The sequence below is a fragment of the Sandaracinus amylolyticus genome (genome assembly GCF_021631985.1).
GTDB lineage: Bacteria > Myxococcota_A > Polyangia > Polyangiales > Sandaracinaceae > Sandaracinus > Sandaracinus amylolyticus_A.
Genome location: NZ_CP070225.1, coordinates 8417808 through 8436537 on the forward strand (window position 1 = coordinate 8417808; position 18730 = coordinate 8436537).

Genomic DNA, 18730 nt, shown 5'->3' on the forward strand with positions numbered 1-18730 from the left:
TCCTGGATCAGAACGCGTGCGCGAGGTCGTTCCAGCTCACCGCGTAGTCCCAGTGGACGAGCGCGGTGTCGACCGAGAGGCCCGGCCACGAGAGCATCGTGATCTCGGCGCTCTTCGAGAACGGGCCGATGCCGACCTCGGCGAACGCCGAGATCGATCCCGAGAGCGTCGTGAGGCGCAGGTCGGCGTTCGCGAGCACGCCGAGGTGCGGCACCGTCATCGGCGACGAGAGCACGTTGCCGAGGTACTCGCCGCCCGCGGGGATCTCGCGCTGCTCGAAGCCCGCGGTCACCGTCACCGGGAGCGCGAGGTCGAGCACCGTGAGGCGACCCTTGACGCCGGCGCGCGCGATCACGACGTCGACCGCGGCCGAGAGGAAGCCCTCGAGGCGCGCCGAGGGCGTGAACCCGAGCTCGATGCGCGGCACGTCGCAGGCGGGCGACGACGTGCGCGTGGTCCCCGCGAAGCCCTCGACCCCGACCGAGCCCGCGATGCCGGCGCGATACGAGATCGGGATGCCGAGCACGACGATCACGCCGTGCGCGAGCGTGCTCTCGCGGCTCGCGCTCGCCGCCATGTTGCGCTGGGTGCCGTCGCTCGAGAACGACGCCGAGAAGACCTCGTTGCCGAGGATGCGCAGGTGGCCGCTGCTCGTGAGCGTGCTGACCTGTGCATCGACCAGCGAGAGGTCCGACTTGAACACCGTCGCGGTCGCCGCGAACCCACCGAACGCGCGGAGGGGCGCGTTGCAGGTCGTCTCGCCCTGGCTGCCGCTCGAGAAGTACGAGCGCGAGAAGCGGCCGTCGCCGGTCGTGTTGAGATCGAACGTCGCCTGGTACTGGTATCCGAGCGCGAAGAGCGAGCGATCGCCGAGCGTGTTGCCGCCGCGGTGATCGAAGCCCGGCAGGCGCACCTGGCCGTCGGCGCCGACGAGCTCGGGGCGCGTGCGGCGCAGGGCGTCGCGGATGCGCTGGCCCTGGCAGTAGCTCGCGAGCGCGAGCGACTGGGTGCGGCGGCGCAGGTAGCGCAGCGTCGCGGCGCTGTTGGTGCGCGGGTAGTGCCACTCGTTGGCGGGACGGAACATGCCGCGGTGGGTCTCGTCGGCGCCCGGGCACGAGACGTCGTTGTACGCGAAGACGAGCTCACGCGACTCGACGACCGAGTACGCGTCGTCCATCCCGGCGAGGCACGCCGCGTACTCCGCCTGTCGCTTCGCGACCATGTCGGGCACGTTCACGTCCTCGGCGAAGCGCGAGTACGAGACGTCGCAGGGACCGGGCACGTACTCGCCCGAAGGACCTTCGCGGAAGCAGCCCCAGCGATCCGCCTCCTCGAGGATCTCGCGGATGTCCGTGTAGATCGCCTCGCGCGCGGCGTTCGCGCGGCGCACGACGTCGGCCGAGCAGCCCGCGCCGGTGCTCATCGTCGACATCGTGGTCGGGATCGACGTGCGCTCGAGCGCGCGCGTGACGCGGGGGATGCCGCCGATGCCGCCGATGCCACCACCGCCGCCGATGCCGCCGATGCCACCACCGATTCCGCCGATGCCACCGATGTTGCCGATGCCGCCGACGCCGTCGATCGGGCTCGTCTGGAGGAACGCGGGCGTGCTCACCAGCGTCGCGGTGGTGAGGTAGCCGCGATCGATCCGGCCGATGTCGAGCACCGACCCGGGCGCGCGGACCACGTCGCGCCATCCATCGAGCTCGCGCTCGAGCCCGCGCTGATCGTCGTGGGGCACGCAGACCACCACCGGCATCGCGGCGAGCGACTCGAGCGCCGACACGAAGCGCTGCTGCAGATCCCAGAGGTACTCGAGCTCCTCGGGCGAGTACCCGTACGCGCGCTCCGGGCTCCACACCGGCGCGATGCGCTGCATGGCCGAGGGATCGTTGCGCGTCGCGAGCGCCTCGACCTCGCGGTACCACCCGAACGTCGGCATCACGTCGTGGTCGCCCGCCGCGAAGCGCTGCACGTACGGGTACGTGCCTGCGCGCAGCACGGTCGCCAGCGTCGCGGTGTCGTAGGTGTCGAGCGTGTAGAAGAGATTGCGCGGGACGGCCGACGTCCAGAGCTGCCCGACCGGCCGCCCGTCGCGCGTCGCGAGCTGCGAGCCGTCGGCGTGGCGCGTGCCGATCGACGTGCGCGCGCTCGCGGCACCGTACGCGACGCTCCAGATCGTGCGCGGCTCGCTCGCGTCGCGGATCGCGTCGCGGAACACCTCGACGTCGTAGAAGCTCTCGTAGACGTACTCGGAGCACGAGCGCACGCCCTGCGCGTCGTACGCGTACCAGGGCTCGTGCCCCGGGCCGCCGAACATCGCCGGCACCGGCCGCTGGAACCCGGGCTCGTAGCTCGCCGCGTCGACCACCCGCGCGTCCTCGCGGACCTCGCGGGGCGGGAGGATCGCGACGCGCCGCGACGACGTCGTCCAGTCCGCGTAGGTCGTGCTCATGCCGTCTGCGCCGGGCGCGACGGCGTCGGTCTGGCGGACGTCGGTCGCGAACGTGGTGCCGAGCGTGCGCGGCTCCATGCGCACTTCTTCGCGCATGCCGCTCGACGCGCGCACGCCGAGCGCGGCCTGCAGCGCATCACACGGCGCGAGGCCGCCGCTCGACCACGTCCCGGGGGTGTGGAAGCAGCGACGCTCTTCGTCGTTCGCCGGCGGCGTGGTGCACTGCGCGATCGTCGGCACGGACGGGCAGCCCGCGGGCACCACGATCGAGAGCTGCATCAGCTGGATGCACGCGCTGTCGCCGCGCACGAGCTGCGGCGCGATGCACGCGTCGAATTGCGGGCTCGACGTGCTGCACTGCTCGGCGTCGGTGGGCTGGGGGCAGCCGGGTGGAGCCCACTGCGCGACGGCAGCGGTGGGCGAGAGCGCGGCGAGGGCGACGAGGGTCGCGCCGCTGCCGCGGAGGAAGGATCTCGTGACTGGATTCATGGGCTCGCTGGATGGCACGCGGCAACACGCCGCGCGGCGCCGCCAGCACTCGCCGTGCCCCGAATCGACTTCGAGAATTCCAGGCAGAATCGCCCTCTCGCCGCACCGCGCCCAGTGGGCTGCCCACGGGCGTGCGCCCATCCCCGGTCAGCGGCTGTTGCAGAGTCGATCCACCTCGACGATCAGGTGATCCAGCTCGATCGGCTTCTGCACCCACGCCGACGCGCCGAGCTCGCGCGCGTGGCTCTCCACGTCGCGTGCGCCCGAGAGCACGAGCACCGGGATGCTCGCGAGCTCGGGGTCGGCCTTCTGCTTCGCGCGGAACTCCCAGCCGTTCATGCCGGGCATCATCAGGTCGAGCAGCACCAGCCCGCAGTGCGATCCGTGCAAGCGCGCGAGCGCCTCCTCGCCGTCGCTCGCTTCGATCACCTCGAGGCCGTGGAGCTCGAGCGCGAGGCGCATCGCCTCGCGGATGTCGTCGTCGTCGTCGACGATGCAGACCTTGCACTGGCTCATTCGGAGGTTTCCTCGCGAGGGGGACCGGCGAGCGGGAGCTCGACCGTGAACGTCGCGCCCTGATCGGGCTCGCTCTCCAGCGAGATGCACCCGCCGTGCGCCTCCACGATCACGCGCGTGATGAACAAGCCCAGTCCGAGGCCGCCGTAGTGGCGCGACGACACACCGCGCTGGAACGGCGCGAAGAGCCGCTCCTTCACCTCGCGCGGGATGCCGATGCCGCGGTCCCGCACCTTGAGGACGGCGCGCTCGTCCTGGCGCTCGATCGTGACCTCGATCGGCTCGCCGCGACCGAACTTGATCGCGTTGGTCATCAGGTTCGTGACGACCTGCTCGATGCGCAGCGCGTCCCAGTGGCCGATCACCGGAGGCCCACCGACGTCGCTCGCCGCCGAGATCTGGAGCGAGCTGCCGGAGCGCGCGAGCTCGTCGCCGAGCAGTGTCGCGACCTCGCTCACCACGGTGTGGAGATCGACCTCGCCCAGTGTGAGCTGCAGGCGTCCTTCTCGGAACCGCGAGACGTCGAGCAGCAGCGTCACCAGCGAGGCCAGCCGGCGGATCTGCCGCTTGCTGACCGAGATCACGCGAAGCAGCGCGTCGGGCTCGACCATGCCCGAGAGCTGGAAGCGCAGCTCGAGGCTTTGCACCGCGAGCTGCAGGCTCGTGAGCGGCGTGCGCAGCTCGTGCGACGCGACCGAGAGGAACTCGTCGCGCATCCGGACCGCGGCCTCGGCGGCGGTGCGCGCGCGTTGCTCCTCGGCGAGCAGTCGATCGCGCTGCTCCTGCGCCTGCACCCGCTGCGTGACGTCGCGGAAGCTCCACACGCGCCCGACGATCTCGCCGTTGAGGCGCTGGGGCTGCGAGTAGCGCTCGAACACGCGCCCGTCCTTGAAGCGGATCGTCTCGAGCCCGCTCGCGTCGGGGCTGCGATAGAGCTCGCGCACCCGCGCCATGAACTCCTCGGGCGACGCGAGCTGGTCGCGCACGTGCTGGAGCGCCCGGCGATCGTCGCGCGCCGTGAGGAGCTCCTCGGGCACCCGCCACATCGAGATGAAGCGCCGGTTGAAGCGCACGATGCGGCCCTCGGTGTCGACCACCAGGATGCCGTCGGCGGTGGACTCGAGCGCGGCCTCGACGAGCGACATCGAGCGCTGCAGCGCCTCGTGCGCGCGCTGGCGCGAGGTCACGTCGGTCGAGATGGTGCAGATCGCGGTGATCGCGCCGTTCTCGTCGCGCAGCGGGCAGCGCTCGGTGATGTACTGGTGCACGCCGTCGGCGTGGGGGATCACGTCGTCGGACTCGAGCACGCGATCCTCGCGCACCACCCGGCGATCGAGCTCGCGCATCTGCTCCGCGACCGACTCCGCGAAGAGGTGCGCGTCGGTCTTGCCCACGACCTGCGCGGGCTCGAGCCCCACGAGCTCGGCGAAGCGACGGTTCGCGAGCGTGAAGCGACCATCGAGGTCCTTCACGGTGATCAGCGCGGTCGAGTTGTCGAAGATCGCGTGCAGCAGCGCCTCGCGCTCCTGCAGGCGCGTCTCGGCGGCGCGCCGCTCCGCGTTCTCCTGGCGCAACCCCGAGTAGAGCCGCGCGTTCTCGAGCGAGACCGCGGCCTGCGAGGCGAGCACGTCGAGCACCGCGAGCTGCGACGCCGAGAACGCGCCGGGGACGAGATCGTTCTCGAGGTAGAGGATCGCGGTCGCGCGATCGTCGCGGAGGATCGGCAGGCACAACACGCTGCGCCGCTGGCCCGCGGTGAAGTAGGGATCGAACGTGTAGCGGTGGGGGCCCGACGCATCGGCGATCATCACCGCCCGGCGCGTGCGCACCGCGGCGTCGCAGACCGAGAGCGGCAGGCTCGAGGCGCGGATCGGTCGATCGAGCTCGCCGAACGCGTTCGCGCCGTGCCCCCGCGCCGCCGCGAGGGCCAGGCCGTGCGCCGTGACGAGCGCGAGGCATCCGCGCTGCGCGCCCGCGCTCTCGACCGCGACCTCGAGCAGGCGCGCGTGGAGATCGGGCAGCAGCAGCGCGCCGGTGACCGCCTGCGACGCCTTGAGCACGCCCGAGACGTCGGGGCACTCGCGCATCCGCTCGTCGCGGCGCGCCAGCGCGGGCAGGGTGATCGCGAGCGCGTGCGCCTTCGCGCGCGCGCCCCAGAGCTCGTAGAGATCGTGCGCCTGCACGAGGTACGCGTCGGCGATCGTGTCGAGCCCGCGGCGACGGTGGAAGCGCGCGGCGACCTCGCACGAGATCGCCTCGACGTGGAGGATCCCCGCGGCGCGCGCGCCGCGCACCGCGTCCTCGTAGCCGCGCTCCGCGTCGAGCTCGCGGCCCTCGACCCGCGCGATCTCGGCCGCGATCAGCGCGGCGCGCGGACCGAACGTCTCGGCCTGACTGTCCGCGAGCGCCTCGAGCGCCTCGAGATCGTCGCGCACCGCGACCGGCACCCGCGCCGCGCCGTCGCCCTCGTCGGGCTCGCGGTCGGTCGGGCTGTCGAGCACCGTGGTGTCGGCGAGCGCGGCGTAGAAGCGGCACTCGGGCACCAGCAGGAACCCCAGCACCGCGCCGAGGCGCGCGCGGGCGCGCGCCGCCGCGATCGCCGCGCCCTCGTAGTCGCCGCGCAGGTAGCGCGCGACGAGCTCGTGGAACGTGCGGTGGAATTGGTCGGCGTCGCGCTCCGCCGCGACCAGCGGCTCGCGGGGCACGACCGCGGTGCCGCCGCGCACGAGATCGATCATGCGGAGGCGGCTGCGCATCGACGTCACGACCGAGGGCGCGCCGCTGCGATCGGCGAGCTCGAGCGCCTCGTTCGCGTCGCCCGCGACCTCGTCGAGGGGATCGCCCGCGACCAGCCGGAAGTCCGCGATGTGCTTGGCGTGGAAGCTCGCGTAGGTGAGATCGCCGCTGATCGTCGCCGCGGCGAGCTCGCGTCGCATCAGCTCCACGCAGCGCCGCAGCGGGAGCTGCAGGTACGAGATCAGCGAGGTGAACCCGAAGGTCGCGCGCGCGCGGTGCAGCGCGTGCTCGGGCCGCTGGGCGAGGCGATACGTGCCCTCGGCGATCGAGAACGCATCCGCGTAGCGTCGCCGGCGCACCGCGAGACCGAGCGCGAACGCGGTGAACGCGCCGAGCGAGCTCGACGTCATGCCCTCGCGCAGCGCGATCTCGACGCCACGGCACGCCGCGAGCCACACGAGGTTCCAGTCGTGGTAGCTCGCGGGTGTGATCAGCGCGACGAGGAGCTCGGACGTCGCGCGTGCCTCGTCTCTCACCGGCGCGTCGCGCGCGAGCGAGAGGATCGCGAGCGTCGGGTCGGGGCCGAGCGTCTCGAGCAGCGCGTCGTACGCCGCGTCGACCTCGGCCTCCCTCGGGTGCTCGGGCAGGTCGACGTCGAGCGCGCGCAGGCCCTCGAGGCAGGTCGCGGTCGCCTCGCTCATCGCGCCCCGCACCAGGCGCGGCTCGGCGAGCAGCGTGTGGGCCGCCGCGAGATCGACGCGGGTGCGCGCGCGCTTGGTGAGCGCGACGCAGAGATCCTCGGACGCCGCCAGCTCGCCGATCAGGAAGCGCGAGCGCGCGAGCGAGAGCTGGAGCTCGAACGCGAGCGCGTAGCGCTGCTCCCAGGGATCCTCGCCGAGCAGCTCGATGCCCCGCACCAGGAACGCGATCGCGGCGCGCCCGTCGTTCGACGCACGCGCGGCGCGCCCGGCGAGCAGATCGAGGTACGCGGCCTGCGCGCGCTCCTCGGGATCGCGCAGCAGCGGGGCCGCGAGATCGAAGTGCCGCACGATCTCGAAGATGCGGGTGCCGACCTTGTCGGGCGGCGTCCGCGCGAGCAGCGCGCGACCGGTCTCGAGGTGCAGCGCGAGCCGCTCGGCGTGCGGCGTGAGCTCGTACGCGGTCTGGTGCACGCGATCGTGCAGGAAGCGCAGCTCGTCGCCGATGCGCGCGAGGAGGCGTGCCGAGATCGCCTCGGCGAGCTGCGCGAGCAGCTCGCTCTCCGAGCAACGCAGCACGATCGAGAGCGTCGCGAGATCGGCCGAGGGACCGTGCACCGCGAAGCGCCGCAGCGCATCGCGGGTGCCCGGCGAGAGCGTCGCGATGCGCGAGGCGATGAGGTCCGCGACGTCGTCGGAGTACGGCTTGGCGCGGATCGCGTCGAGATTCCACTGCCAACCCTTCTTCGCGTCGTCGTAGCGGATCAGGTCCTCGGCGTAGAGCGAGTCGAGGAACTGCGCGACGAAGAGCGGGTTGCCGCCGGTGCGCTCGTGCACGCTCACCGCGAGCTCGCTGACCTCGTCGGGCCGGCGCCGCAGCACGTCCCCGATCCATCGCGCGACCGCGTCCTGCGAGAGCGGGCGCAGCGCGATCGCGACGGTGTCGACGCCGCGCTCGCGCAGCCGCGCGCCCATCGCCTCCACCGGGGTCGTGGGGCCTCGCTCGATCGTGCGGTACGCCGCGATGATCAACAGGTGGTGCGCCTCGAGCGCGGTCGCGACGTGCTCCAGGACCTTGAGCGTGCCGGCGTCGGCCCAATGAAGATCGTCGAGGAACAGGACCAGGGGATGGGCCTCGGTGGCGAGCACGCCGAGATAGCGCGCGAGCGTCGTGAGGAAGCGACGCTCGGCCTCGCGCGCCGGCGCCTCGGCGGGCGGCGTGCGCTCGCCGAGCAGCTGCGCGAGGTCGGGCAACCGCGAGATCAACATCGGTGCGTGCAGTCCGAGCGCCTCGTCGAGCCGCGATCGCAGCTCGTCGTGGGTCCACGCGTTCGACTCGAGCGCTGCGGCGAGCAATCCGTCGAGCGCCTGGAACGCCGCGCGCAGCGGCTCGCGGTCCGATCCCGCGTCGCACTTGCCCGCGGCGAAGAGCGCGCCGTGCAGCATCGCGACGCGCCGCGCGCGATCGACGAGCGCGCTCTTGCCCGACCCGGTCGGTCCCGAGACGAGCACGACGCGCGGGCGGTCCTCGAGCGACGTGCGCTCGAGCGCGGCCGAGATGCGCTGCAGCTCGTCGTCGCGCCCGTGGAGCATCGCGGTCAGGCGCGGCAGCGGCGGGCGATCGGCGCGCCCCGGCTCGAACACCTCGACGACGCCGCGGGTGTGCCAGCTCTCGAGGCAGCGCATCAGATCGTGCTGCAGCCCCGACGCGCTCTGGTAGCGATCCTCGGGCGCCTTCGCGAGCAGGCGCAGCACGATGCGCGAGAGGGTCTCGGGCACCGCGGGCACCAGGACGTGCGGCGGAGGCGCGGGGATCGCGACGTGCGCGTGGATCCATCCCGGCAGATCCGCCGCCGAGAACGGACGACGTCCGGTGAGCAGCTCGAAGAGGATGATCCCCAGCGAGTAGAGATCGCTGCGCTGATCGATCTCGATCGCGAGCCGACCGGTCTGCTCGGGCGAGAGATACGGCCACTGGCGCGAGGGCCACGGGCGCCACGCGACCGGCCCGCGATGGGGCGGCGGCGGGAAGGGCGTGCCGAGATCCACCACGTCGCCCGCGTGCACCCGCACGTCCTCGGCGTGCAGGCGCAGGTGCATCACGCCGCGCGCGTGCAGCGCGTCGAGCGCGTCGGCGAGCTTCACCGCGAGCGTCAGGAAACGTCCGAGATCGATGCGCGAAGCCGCGATGCGGGCGAGCGACACGTCCTTCGCCTCGCGGGCGACCACGACGCGTCCGGGCTGGGTGCTGCTGTCCAGCAAATGCGGCTCCCCCTCGCCGTGGATGGATCTGCCGTGGTGACTGAGCTGCGCGCGTCGACGTCGCTGCGTTCACAAGCAGCGCCTCAGCGGGCACGTAGGGACGGGGTCCACACAGGCAACGCCGCGCGCCACGGACCGCGACGCCCGCGCGGCGGTACCATCGCTGGCCATGCGGACGGGGAGTTGGGGCGTGCTCGCGCTGGTGCTCGTGCTCTCGGCGTGTGGCGACGACGATGGAGACGCCCGCGACGCATCGTTGCCGCGGGTCGACGCGCAGCTCCCACCGCCTCCGCCCGCGACCTGCGATGCGAGCGGTGGCAGCGACACCGTCGCGGCGCCCGAGCTCGTGGTGTCGCTCTCCGATCGCTGGCACGAGGGCTGGCTCGCCTCGCCCGCGATCGACGATCTCGACGGCGACGGAGAGAACGAGATCGTGGTCGCGCGGAGCGGTCGCGTGCTCGCGTTCCACCTCGACGGATCGATCGTCCTCTCGTTCGACGTCGATGGGCGGGTGTGGGCCTCGCCGATCGTCGCCGACGTGGTGCCCGAGCACGAAGGGCTCGAGATCGCGTTCGCGGAGCGCGCGCGCATCCACGTGATCGGGAGCGACGGCGACGAGCTCGCGGGCTGGCCCTTCGAGTGGCGCGACGAGCTGCGCTCGCTCGGCGCGACCGATCTCGATCGCGACGGACGCCTCGAGCTCGTCGCGGTCACCACGAGCCCGCTCGAGGGCGGCGGCCAGCGCGACATCGTGATCGCGGTGAACGACGACGCGTCGATCGTGCCCGGCTTCCCGCCCAACACGACCGGCGCCGCGGGCTGCGACGACGCGTGTTACGTGACCGGCGGCTACGATCAGAACCTCGCGCTCGGCGACGTGACCGGCGACGACGTGCCCGAGATCTTCGCGACCCAGGACAACGCGTACCTCTCGCTGCACGACGCGACGGGACGCGCCTTCGACTGCGCGCCGATCTTCGAGGACCGCACGAAGCTCCACGGGGTGCGCTTCCTCCACGACTACGCCGAGGCCCAGCAGGGCTACGCCGACGCGGAGGACACCGCGGACCAGGCGCACTTCACCAACAGCGCGCCGGCGATCGTCGACGTCGACGGAGACGGAACCCGCGAGCTCGTGGTGCTCGGCAGCGTGCAGAACGCGGCGCAGGACGATCGACTGCGCGGCGTCGCGCTGTGGGTCGTTCGTCCCGATGGGACGCGCCCCGACGCGTGGGTCGCGCCCTTCCACGCGCCCGGGTATCTCGCGGGGCTCTGGGACTTCGAGGGCGAGAACATCGTGGGCGCGACGAACCAGGTCTCGGTCGCGGATCTCTTCCCCGATCGTGCGGGCCCGGAATTCGTGTTCGCGGGCTTCGACGGTCGCATCCACTGCGTCGACGCGCGCGCCCAGGAGGTCTGGCAGGCCGAGTACACGACGAGCGATCGTGTGCTCACCGCGGGCGTCGTGATCGCGGATCTCTCGGGTGATGGATCCCCGGAGATCGTCTTCGCCACGTACTCGCCCGACGCGGATCGATCGCACCTCGTCGTGCTCGCCGCGAACGGCCGCGAGCTCCACCGCATCGCGCTGCCCGATCGCGGCGCGATGAGCGTGCCGACCATCGCCGACGTCGATCGCGACGGCGATCTCGAGATCGTCGTCGCGACGAAGGGCGGCGAGGATCACGCGCCGCACGCGCTCGTCTACACCGTCGCGGGCTCGGGCACCGCGTGCCTGCCCTGGCCCACCGGCCGTCGCACCGCGCTGCGCGACGGCCTGGTGCCCTGAGTCGGTGCGAGCGCTCCGGCTGGGCTACGGCGGCAGACAGATCAGCTCGCTCGCGCCTCCTGCGGTCGGGGTGCAGAGGAAGTTGCTCGGGCAGTCGAAGTCGTCGAAGCAGCGCTCGAAGCACACGAACGCCGAGCCCGAGAGCGAGAGGCACGCGCCGACGGTCCCGCGGATGTCGCGGGGACAGTCGAGGTCGCTGCCGCAGTTGTTGGTGCAGATGCCCGCGGTCGAGCTCGCGGTGGAGATGATCGAGCAGCCGTCGGTCTCGGTGGTGCAGTCGCTCGAGTCGATGCACAGGTCGTAGGGACGCGCGCCGTCGTCACCACATCCTGGCAGCACCGCGCCGGCGACCAGGATCGCGCCGATCAGAGTCATCCAAGTGCGTGTCATGGGCTCCTCGTCGGCGCGCGCACGGCGCTCGACGCCTCACCACGTGGGCGCGCGTACGCGTCTCGCAAACCCCCTCGTGGCGATCGGCGCCACACTTGCGCTGCGCACGTCTCCACCTCAGGTTGTCCGCCTCCGGGCGCGCAGGGGCGCCCGACCCGCCGCAAGCCTCCGCACCCTGCTGCACGCACACGCTCGACGATCTCTTCGTCCGCCGTGTCCTCGGGCCCGCATCGGCGCGGGAAGGGCCCATCGCTCGCCCCCTGAACGGGGCGCGGAGGAGACGATGACGGATCCGATCGACGACCTGAAGCATCGCGCGCGTTTGCTCCACCGAGCCGCGCAGGCGAAGGACCCCACCGCGCTCGCGCGTCTGCGCGCGCTCGCGACGCTGCGCGATCTCGACGACGAGACCCTCGCGCGCACCGTGCGTCGCGCCCACGCGCTGGCGGTGATCGCGGAGGAGCTCGGCTTCCGCAGCTGGGCCCACGTGGTGGCGGTGATCCGCGGTGACGACGACGAGCGCGATCGCGGCACCTGGCTCTATCCGCGCGAGTGCGGCGGTCACTTCAACGTGTGGAGCGCGTCGTACGACGAGGCGCGCACCATCCGCGCCGAGCACGGCGGGTTCCTGCTGCCGTACCGCCATCACTTCGTGATCGTCGACGAGGCGTACATCGAGACCGCGGGGCTCGATCCGAAGCGCGAGGAGTGGACGAGGATCGGGCGAGACTGGGTACAGCCCGGGGATCGCGAGGCGTACGGGCGGTTGGTGATCGAGCTCGTGAGAGCGAGGCTCGACGCGGCCTGAGGGGGGAAACGGCCGTTCACGTCGCCGTCGCCGTTCACGACCACGTTCACGTGGCGCGTGCTCGACGACGGCCGCGCCCACGTCCGCGAGCGCTCCCGGCCACCCCCGTCGAGGCCTCCCCCGCGCGGCCTCAGGGCAGTCGCAACCGATACGCCCGAGATCCGTCGTTCCGCAGCGAAGGCTCCACCCGAACGCGCACCTTGCCGCGAGTCACCTCGACCTGATCGCCATCCTCGAGAGGCACCGGGCTCGTCATCACGTAGAGCGCCACGTCGCACACCGTCTCGAGCACTTCTTCGCCGTCGCGCTTGCTGCCCGCGACCTCGACCTCGTTCGCCCCGAAGTCGCGCGCTCCGCGCGTCCGCAGCGTGCGCGACCCGTCGGTCGTCTCGGTCCCTTCGAACGCCAGCCACAAGAAGAGCGGCAGATCGTCCTTCGACGCGTCCTCGGCCTGCGCCATCCACTGCGCCGGCTCGTGCACCAGCGTCGTCGCGTCCCAGAGCACTGCCACGCATCCCGGCTTCGTCGCGAGCGCGGTCACCGCCTTCGTCACCGCGAGGGCGCGCTCGACCGGCGAGCCCACCTCCGCCGCCAGCGCGACCTCGAGCACGCCGTGGTGCTTCGCGATCTCCGCGCGCGCTTCGGGCCAGTACCACGCGCTCGCGATCGCCCGCTCCAGCGTCGCCTCGTCGATGCGCTCCTCGCGCGCCGTCACCCGCACGCCCGGCGGCGAGCCGCCGTTCGGCTTCGGCGCCGACTCGAAGAGCACCCGGGCGGTGAACGTCACTGCACTGCTCACGGCCTGCCTCTCACGAACGGAAGAAGCGACGCACGGTGTCGACGCGCTGCTTGATCAGGAACGGGATCTTCACCAGCGCCGGACCGATCTTCGGGATCTGCGCCTCGCTCAGCAGGTTGCCGAGCTCCCACAGCGTCTTGTCGAAGGGCATCCAGAAGAGCTCGGGCGCTTCGTTCGAGTCGAGCAGGATCGTCTTGGGCCGCGTGAACGTGCCGAGCGCCAGCTCGCTGTTCGCGATTCCCGTGCCCGTGTCTCGCGTCCCGCTCCACGGCAGCGCCGCCATCGCGCCGGTCGTCGCGTGGTTGTTGATCGTCACCACGCCCACGTCGATCTGCTCCGCGAGCCGCATCGCGCGCGCGTGATCGCTCGTCCAGATCGACGACGTCAGGCCATACCGGCCCGCATTCACGCGGCGGATCGCCTCGGCCGCGCCGTCGACCCGCACCACCGCGAGCACCGGGCCGAAGGTCTCGTCGTTCACCACGTCCATCGCGTCGGTGCAGTGATCGAGCAGCGTCGGCATGTAGAACAGGCCCTCGCCGAGGCGACGCCCGCCGCACACCACCTTCGCGCCCTTCGCGATCGCGTCCTCGACGTGCGCCTCGACCAGCGCGAGCTGCTTCTCGTTGCTGAGCGGCGAGATGTCCGCCTCGCCCGGCGCGCCGGGACCGACCTTCAGCGCCTGCCACGCCCGCCCCAGGCGCGACACGAACTGGTCGGCGATGCGCGCGTCGACGTACGCGATCTCCACCGCGCCGCAGGCCTGACCGACGTTGTGCAGCGTCCAGTGGGTGATGCCCGCGAGCGTGCGATCGAGGTCGCAGTCCGCGAGCACGATCGCCGCGTCCTTGCCGCCGAGCTCGATGCTGCACGGGATCATCCGCTCGCCGCAGCGGCGCGAGACGTCGCGCCCCGCGGGCACCGAGCCCGTGAAGATGCACGCGTCGATGCCGCTCTCGATCAGCGCGATGCCGGTCTCGCGCCCGCCGGGCACCACGGTGAGCAGCCCGGGCGGCAGCTCCGCCGCCATCTTCGCGCAGAACCACTGGGCCACGCGCGTCGCGTACTCGCTCGGCTTCACCACCACGCCGTTGCCGCAGAGCAGCGCCGGGATGACGGTCCGGTAGAACGTCGCGAACGGGTAGTTCCACGGCGCGATCACGCCGACCACGCCGCGCGGCACCCGATCGATCCACGCCTTCTTCTTCGGGAAGCTGATCGGGTTGAGCCCGATCTTCTTGCGCGCGATGGCGGGCTCGATCACCGACGCCCACGAGCTCACCTGATCGAGCGGGCCGAACACCTCGAAGATCGCGTCGACCTCGAGCTTGCCCACCTCGTCGCGCATCAGCGCGATCACCTCGAGGCGATCGGCGAGCATGGCCTTCGCAGCGCGGCGCAGCGCGTCGGCGCGCTCGCTCACGGGGCGCGACGCCCATCCGTGCTGGGCGCGCCGTGCCTCCTCGACCGCCTTCGTCACGTCGGCCGCGCTCGCGACCGGGATCGACGCGAGCGGTCGCAGATCGACCGGGCACACGGGGTGGATGGCGCCGTCGCGGACGACGGGCGCGGAGGGCGTGACGCCCGGAACCGACGCGCTGCTGGCCTCGTGCATGGCGGCCGGATGTACCGCAACGCGCCCAGCGTGGCCACCGGGGGGTCCGCGCCATCCCCTTCGCAGCTCGGGTATCCTGGATCGTGATGCTTGCCCGCTTCTCTTGGCTCTTGGTGATCGCGATCGCGGGTTGCTCCCTCGAACGCGTGGGGTTCGAAGGAGGTCGCGACGCATCGACCGGCCCACCGGACGGCGGCTCGCTCGACGGCGGCCATCGCGACGGAGGCCGGCGCTGCGAGGTCGGCGGCTGCGACGACGGCAACGTCTGCACGAACGACGTGTGCAATCCGTCGATCGGCTGCGTGAACACGCCGGTGCCCGGCAGCTGCGACGACGACGTGCTGTGCAACGGCGCCGACTCCTGCGCCGAGGGCACCTGCAGCGTGCACGACGGGGTCGATCCCTGTCCCGGCTCGTCGTTCTGCGACGCGACCAGCGACATGTGCACGGGCTGCGAGGACGCGACCGACTGCCCCGCCGAGATGATCGGCGACTGGGGCGCGTGCGCGTTCCCCAGCAACGTCTGCGCGACGATGGGCATGCGCACCCGCACCGTCACGAGCTACACGTGCTCGAACGGCGGCACCTGCGAGCCCAGCGCGCGCGCAGAGACCGAGCCCTGCGTCCGCGGCACCGACGGCATCGCCTGCGGCGTGCCGACCACCGGCGCGTGGAGCGCGTGCACGTACCTCGACACGACGTGCAGCACGAGCGGCAGCCGCACCCGCACCATCTCCACGCCGACCTGCGCGTCGGGCTCGTGCGCGATGATCCAGACCATCGAGACCGACACCGCGGGCTGCGCGCGCACCACCGACGGCGTGATGTGCGGGGCGCCGATCCCCGGCGCGTGGAGCCTGTGCGGCGGCTACGACGACAGCTGTGACGAGAGCGGGACCCAGAGCCGCACCATCACCACGCCGCGCTGCAACGCCGGCACCTGCACCGGCAGCACCACCGCGCCCGAGATGCGCGCGTGCTCGCGCGACACCGACGGCCTGATGTGCGGCGCCGAGACCTGCACCGACTACGGGCTCTGCGTGCGCACCTCGTCGTCGGGCTCGGCGTGCATGGGCAACGGCGTGCAGACCCGGCGTTGCACCGGCGCCCAGTGCAGCGCCGGCACCTGCGCGATGTCCGGGGTGCGCATCGACGAGCGGGCGTGTTTCCTCGGCGGCGATCCCTGCGAGCGCGGGCGCACGTGCGGCGCGTGCCAGCCGCTCGTCGGCACGACCTGCACCCGCGGCGCGGCGGGCTATCGCGAGTGCACGATCCAGGGCGGCACCTGCGGCATGGGCGGCTGCGGCGGCAACTCCGCCGACGTGACGATCTGGGAGCGATGCACGTGCCCGTGATGCGCGCGTTCGTGATCGTCCTCGCGCTCGGCGTCGTGTCGATCGCGCGCGCCGACGTCGTCGACCCCGAGCCCGAGCGCTGCCCGCGCGGCTCGACCCCCGCGACCGCGCACTCCGGCCCGTTCTGCCGCGCGGACGACACCTGCGCCTCCGACGCCGAGTGCAGCACCGGCCAGCGCTGCGTCGCGATCGCGCAGTGCCTCGAGACGCGCGGGTGCGGCGGCCGCACCGACTTCGAGGACGCCGAGCCCTGCACGCTCACCCACGTCTCCGGTGAGTGCGAGAGCGCGGGCGGATCGTGCGGCGACGAGGGCACGTGCACCGAGCGTCGGGTGTGCGCCGGTGAAGCCGAGCGTCCCGGTGGTGGCGGATGCAGCTGCGCCGCGCCCGGACGTGCCCGCGCGGGGACCGGCCTCGTGCTGGCGATCGCGACCCTCGCGACGATGTTCCTGGCTCGTCGGAGGCGAGCCGGGTGAGCGCAGCGGAGCGCATCGAAGATCTGCGACGTGCAGCGGGCTCCGCGGTGGTGGAGTCGTTCTTCCGAGGGCTCTCGCGCGTGGCGTCGCTGCATCCGAATGCGCGTCCCGAGCGACACGGCGTGATCGTCGAGCGCGACATCGCGTACGTCGATCGTCCGGGCCCCGAGCATCGCCTCGACGTCTATCGCCCGGTGCGCGACGCGCAGGGCCCGCGGCCGGTCGTGATGTACGTGCACGGCGGCGGCTTCCGGATCCTCTCGAAGGACACCCACTGGCTGATGGGGCTCGCGTTCGCGCGCCGCGGCTACGTGGTGTTCAACGTCGACTACCGCCTCGCGCCGCGCCATCCGTTCCCCGCGGCGCTCGAGGACGCCGGGGCCGCGCTGAGCTGGGTCACGAAGAACGCGCATCGCTGGGGCGGCGACCCATCGCGCATCGTGCTGGCGGGCGAGTCGGCGGGCGCGAACATCGTCGCCGCGCTCACGCTCGCGTGCTGCTACGAGCGCGACGAGCCGTACGCGAAGCGCGTGTTCGAGCTCGGCGTGGTGCCGGTCGCGACGCTGCCGGCGTGCGGGATCTTCCAGGTGAGCGACGTGCAGCGCTTCGCGCGTCGCAAGAAGGGGTTCCCGCGGTTCGTGATGGATCGCCTCGAGGAGGTCTCCCACGCGTACCTCGGGCGCGATCACACCGCGTACGGCACGTCGCTCGATCTCGCCGACCCGGTGTGCTTCCTCGAGCGCGCGCAGGCGCCGGCGCGCCCGCTGCCGCCGTTCTTCCTGCCGGTGGGCACTCGAGATCCGCTGCTCGACGACACGCGGCGGTTGGCGCGGGCGGTCTCGGCGCTCGGCGGGGAGGCGATCACGAAGATCTATCCCGGGGAAGTGCACGCGTTTCATGCCTTCGTGTTCCGGGGGGCCGCTCGGCGGTGTTGGCAGGAGATGCTGACGTTTCTGGACGGAAAGGCTTCGGCTTCGGCGTAAGGCGGGTGGGGGTGGGTCCGACGCCCGGGGTGCGTCGGGCTGCTGGACGAGAGGCAGTGAGCGTCGGGAAGCGGTGGTCGCATCGCGGCGCGCGCTTCGCGCTCTGCCGCGATGCTTCGATCAGTCCGTGGTCGGCCTCGGCGGCCCCCGTCGCACGAGGGCGTCGGACCCACCCCCACCCGCCCGATACCGCGGTTCTGCCGTCTCGGTGGGTGGGGCTGGGGCGGCTCGCGACGGGTCCGCGCTTCGCCGCGGCCCCGACGCTCGCGGTTCGGGCTCTGCTTCGCACTCGCCTGGATGGGCCGGGCTCTGCTTCGCAGTCGCCCGAAGAGGAGCGGTCGCGCGCGGAGCGCGGGAACGCGACGGGTGGTGCGGGAGGAGCGGTCACGCGCGGAGCGCGGGAACGCGACGGGTGATGCGAGAGGAGCGGTCGCGCGCGGAGCGCGGGAACGCGACGGGTGTGGTGCGCGCGGGCTGGCGTCGGGGTCGCTCGGGCCGCATGGCGGCTCTCGTGGCTCTGTCTTCGACGCGGTATCGCGAGCACCTGCCGATCCCGGCTCTCCGCGCGCATGTGCGGGTGGTCTGGGAGCTCTCCGGGCCGTGCGACGACCCTGCGCCCCAGCGGATGATTCCCGACGGCGCGATGAGCTGGTGGATCAACTTCGGCGCGCCACTCGCCGGGGGCTGCCACGTGCCGGCGGGCGGGACGCTCTTCATCGGCGAGATCCGACGGCCCTTCGAGCTCTCGTCGAGCGGCGCGCTCGACGTCGTGGGCGTGAGCTTCTGGCCGGGCCGCGCTCGCACCTTCGTCGATGTGCCGCCGCGCGAGCTCGTCGATCGCCTGAGCGTCGATCCGCCGCTCGCCCCCACCCTCGCGCGCGACCTCGCTCGCTCGATGCACGGCGCCGAGCCCGACGATCGCATCGCGCTCCTCCAAGCCGCCCTCGCCCGCGCCCTCGTCGCGCCGCGCGCCCCGAGCGGACCGGTGCGCCGCGCGCTCGCGCTCCTCGAGCGCGACGACGGCACCCTGCGCATCGCCACGCTCGCCGACACCGTCGGGCTCAGCCCGCGGCAGCTCGAGCGCCGCTTCGCCGAGGAGGTGGGCATCGCGCCCAAGGCGCTCGCGTCGGTGCTCCGGTTCCGGCGCGCGCTCGACGCGATGACGGTGGGCAGCGCGGACTACCCGTCGATCGCACGACGCTGCGGCTACGCCGATCAGTCGCACCTCGTCCGCGACTTCACGCGCTTCGCCGGCTCGTCGCCCACCTGCTTCGTCGCCACCGACGCGCCCCGCGCGCGCCCCGAGTGGCTGCGCCGTCCCGCGAGCTGACGTCGCATTCGTTCAAGACCCCGCCCCGC

The 18730-nt window shown here is 72.5% G+C and carries 12 protein-coding genes; 6 read left to right on the forward strand and 6 right to left on the reverse strand.

All coding sequences use genetic code 11. The features are described 5' to 3' along the window. Nucleotides 1-7: 7 nt before the first annotated feature. From I5071_RS35670 to I5071_RS35680, 3 genes are all read right to left on the reverse strand, one after another. Complete coding sequence (locus I5071_RS35670) at nucleotides 8-2944, reverse strand: hypothetical protein (protein WP_236517817.1); 2937 nt, start codon at nucleotides 2942-2944, stop codon at nucleotides 8-10. A 147-nt stretch (nucleotides 2945-3091) separates the two neighbouring features. Then, a complete protein-coding gene (locus tag I5071_RS35675) occupies nucleotides 3092-3460 on the reverse strand; it encodes a response regulator (protein ID WP_236517818.1) in 369 nt (122 codons plus the stop codon). Further along, nucleotides 3457-9156, reverse strand: coding sequence for an ATP-binding protein (locus I5071_RS35680; protein ID WP_236517819.1), 5700 nt, complete (start codon nucleotides 9154-9156; stop codon nucleotides 3457-3459). The genes I5071_RS35675 and I5071_RS35680 overlap by 4 nt, the downstream gene beginning before the upstream one ends. Before the next feature lie 169 nt (nucleotides 9157-9325). On the opposite strand from I5071_RS35680, the gene I5071_RS35685 reads away from it, so the two are divergent. Beyond that, nucleotides 9326-10945 (forward strand): FG-GAP repeat domain-containing protein, encoded by a 1620-nt coding sequence (locus tag I5071_RS35685; RefSeq protein ID WP_236517820.1) that lies wholly within the window; start codon nucleotides 9326-9328, stop codon nucleotides 10943-10945. Between the two features lie 24 nt (nucleotides 10946-10969). Here I5071_RS35685 and I5071_RS35690 read toward each other — a convergent pair whose 3' ends face one another. Then, nucleotides 10970-11335, reverse strand: coding sequence for a hypothetical protein (locus tag I5071_RS35690; RefSeq protein WP_236517821.1), 366 nt, complete (start codon nucleotides 11333-11335; stop codon nucleotides 10970-10972). Between the two features lie 283 nt (nucleotides 11336-11618). Here I5071_RS35690 and I5071_RS35695 point away from each other — a divergent pair, with 283 nt between their 5' ends. After that, nucleotides 11619-12143, forward strand: a complete 525-nt coding sequence (locus I5071_RS35695) for a hypothetical protein (protein WP_236517822.1) — start codon at nucleotides 11619-11621, stop codon at nucleotides 12141-12143. 130 nt (nucleotides 12144-12273) lie between these two features. On the opposite strand, the gene I5071_RS35700 is transcribed toward I5071_RS35695, so the two are convergent. Continuing rightward, nucleotides 12274-12942, reverse strand: a complete 669-nt coding sequence (locus I5071_RS35700; protein WP_236517823.1) for a DUF4261 domain-containing protein — start codon at nucleotides 12940-12942, stop codon at nucleotides 12274-12276. A gap of 10 nt (nucleotides 12943-12952) precedes the next feature. Further along, nucleotides 12953-14557, reverse strand: a complete 1605-nt coding sequence (locus I5071_RS35705; protein WP_236517824.1) for an aldehyde dehydrogenase family protein — start codon at nucleotides 14555-14557, stop codon at nucleotides 12953-12955. An 86-nt stretch (nucleotides 14558-14643) separates the two neighbouring features. On the opposite strand from I5071_RS35705, the gene I5071_RS35710 reads away from it, so the two are divergent. The 4 genes from I5071_RS35710 (at nucleotide 14644) to I5071_RS35725 (ending at nucleotide 18701) form a co-directional block, all read left to right on the forward strand. Next, complete coding sequence (locus tag I5071_RS35710) at nucleotides 14644-15912, forward strand: hypothetical protein (RefSeq protein ID WP_236517825.1); 1269 nt, start codon at nucleotides 14644-14646, stop codon at nucleotides 15910-15912. Beyond that, complete coding sequence (locus tag I5071_RS35715) at nucleotides 15897-16388, forward strand: hypothetical protein (protein WP_236517826.1); 492 nt, start codon at nucleotides 15897-15899, stop codon at nucleotides 16386-16388. The genes I5071_RS35710 and I5071_RS35715 overlap by 16 nt, the downstream gene beginning before the upstream one ends. After that, the gene (locus I5071_RS35720) at nucleotides 16385-17371 is read left to right on the forward strand and encodes an alpha/beta hydrolase (protein ID WP_236517827.1); all 987 of its coding nucleotides are present in this window, start codon (nucleotides 16385-16387) and stop codon (nucleotides 17369-17371) included. The genes I5071_RS35715 and I5071_RS35720 overlap by 4 nt, the downstream gene beginning before the upstream one ends. 499 nt (nucleotides 17372-17870) lie before the next feature. Continuing rightward, a complete protein-coding gene (locus I5071_RS35725; protein WP_329611102.1) occupies nucleotides 17871-18701 on the forward strand; it encodes a helix-turn-helix domain-containing protein in 831 nt (276 codons plus the stop codon). Nucleotides 18702-18730: the final 29 nt, after the last annotated feature.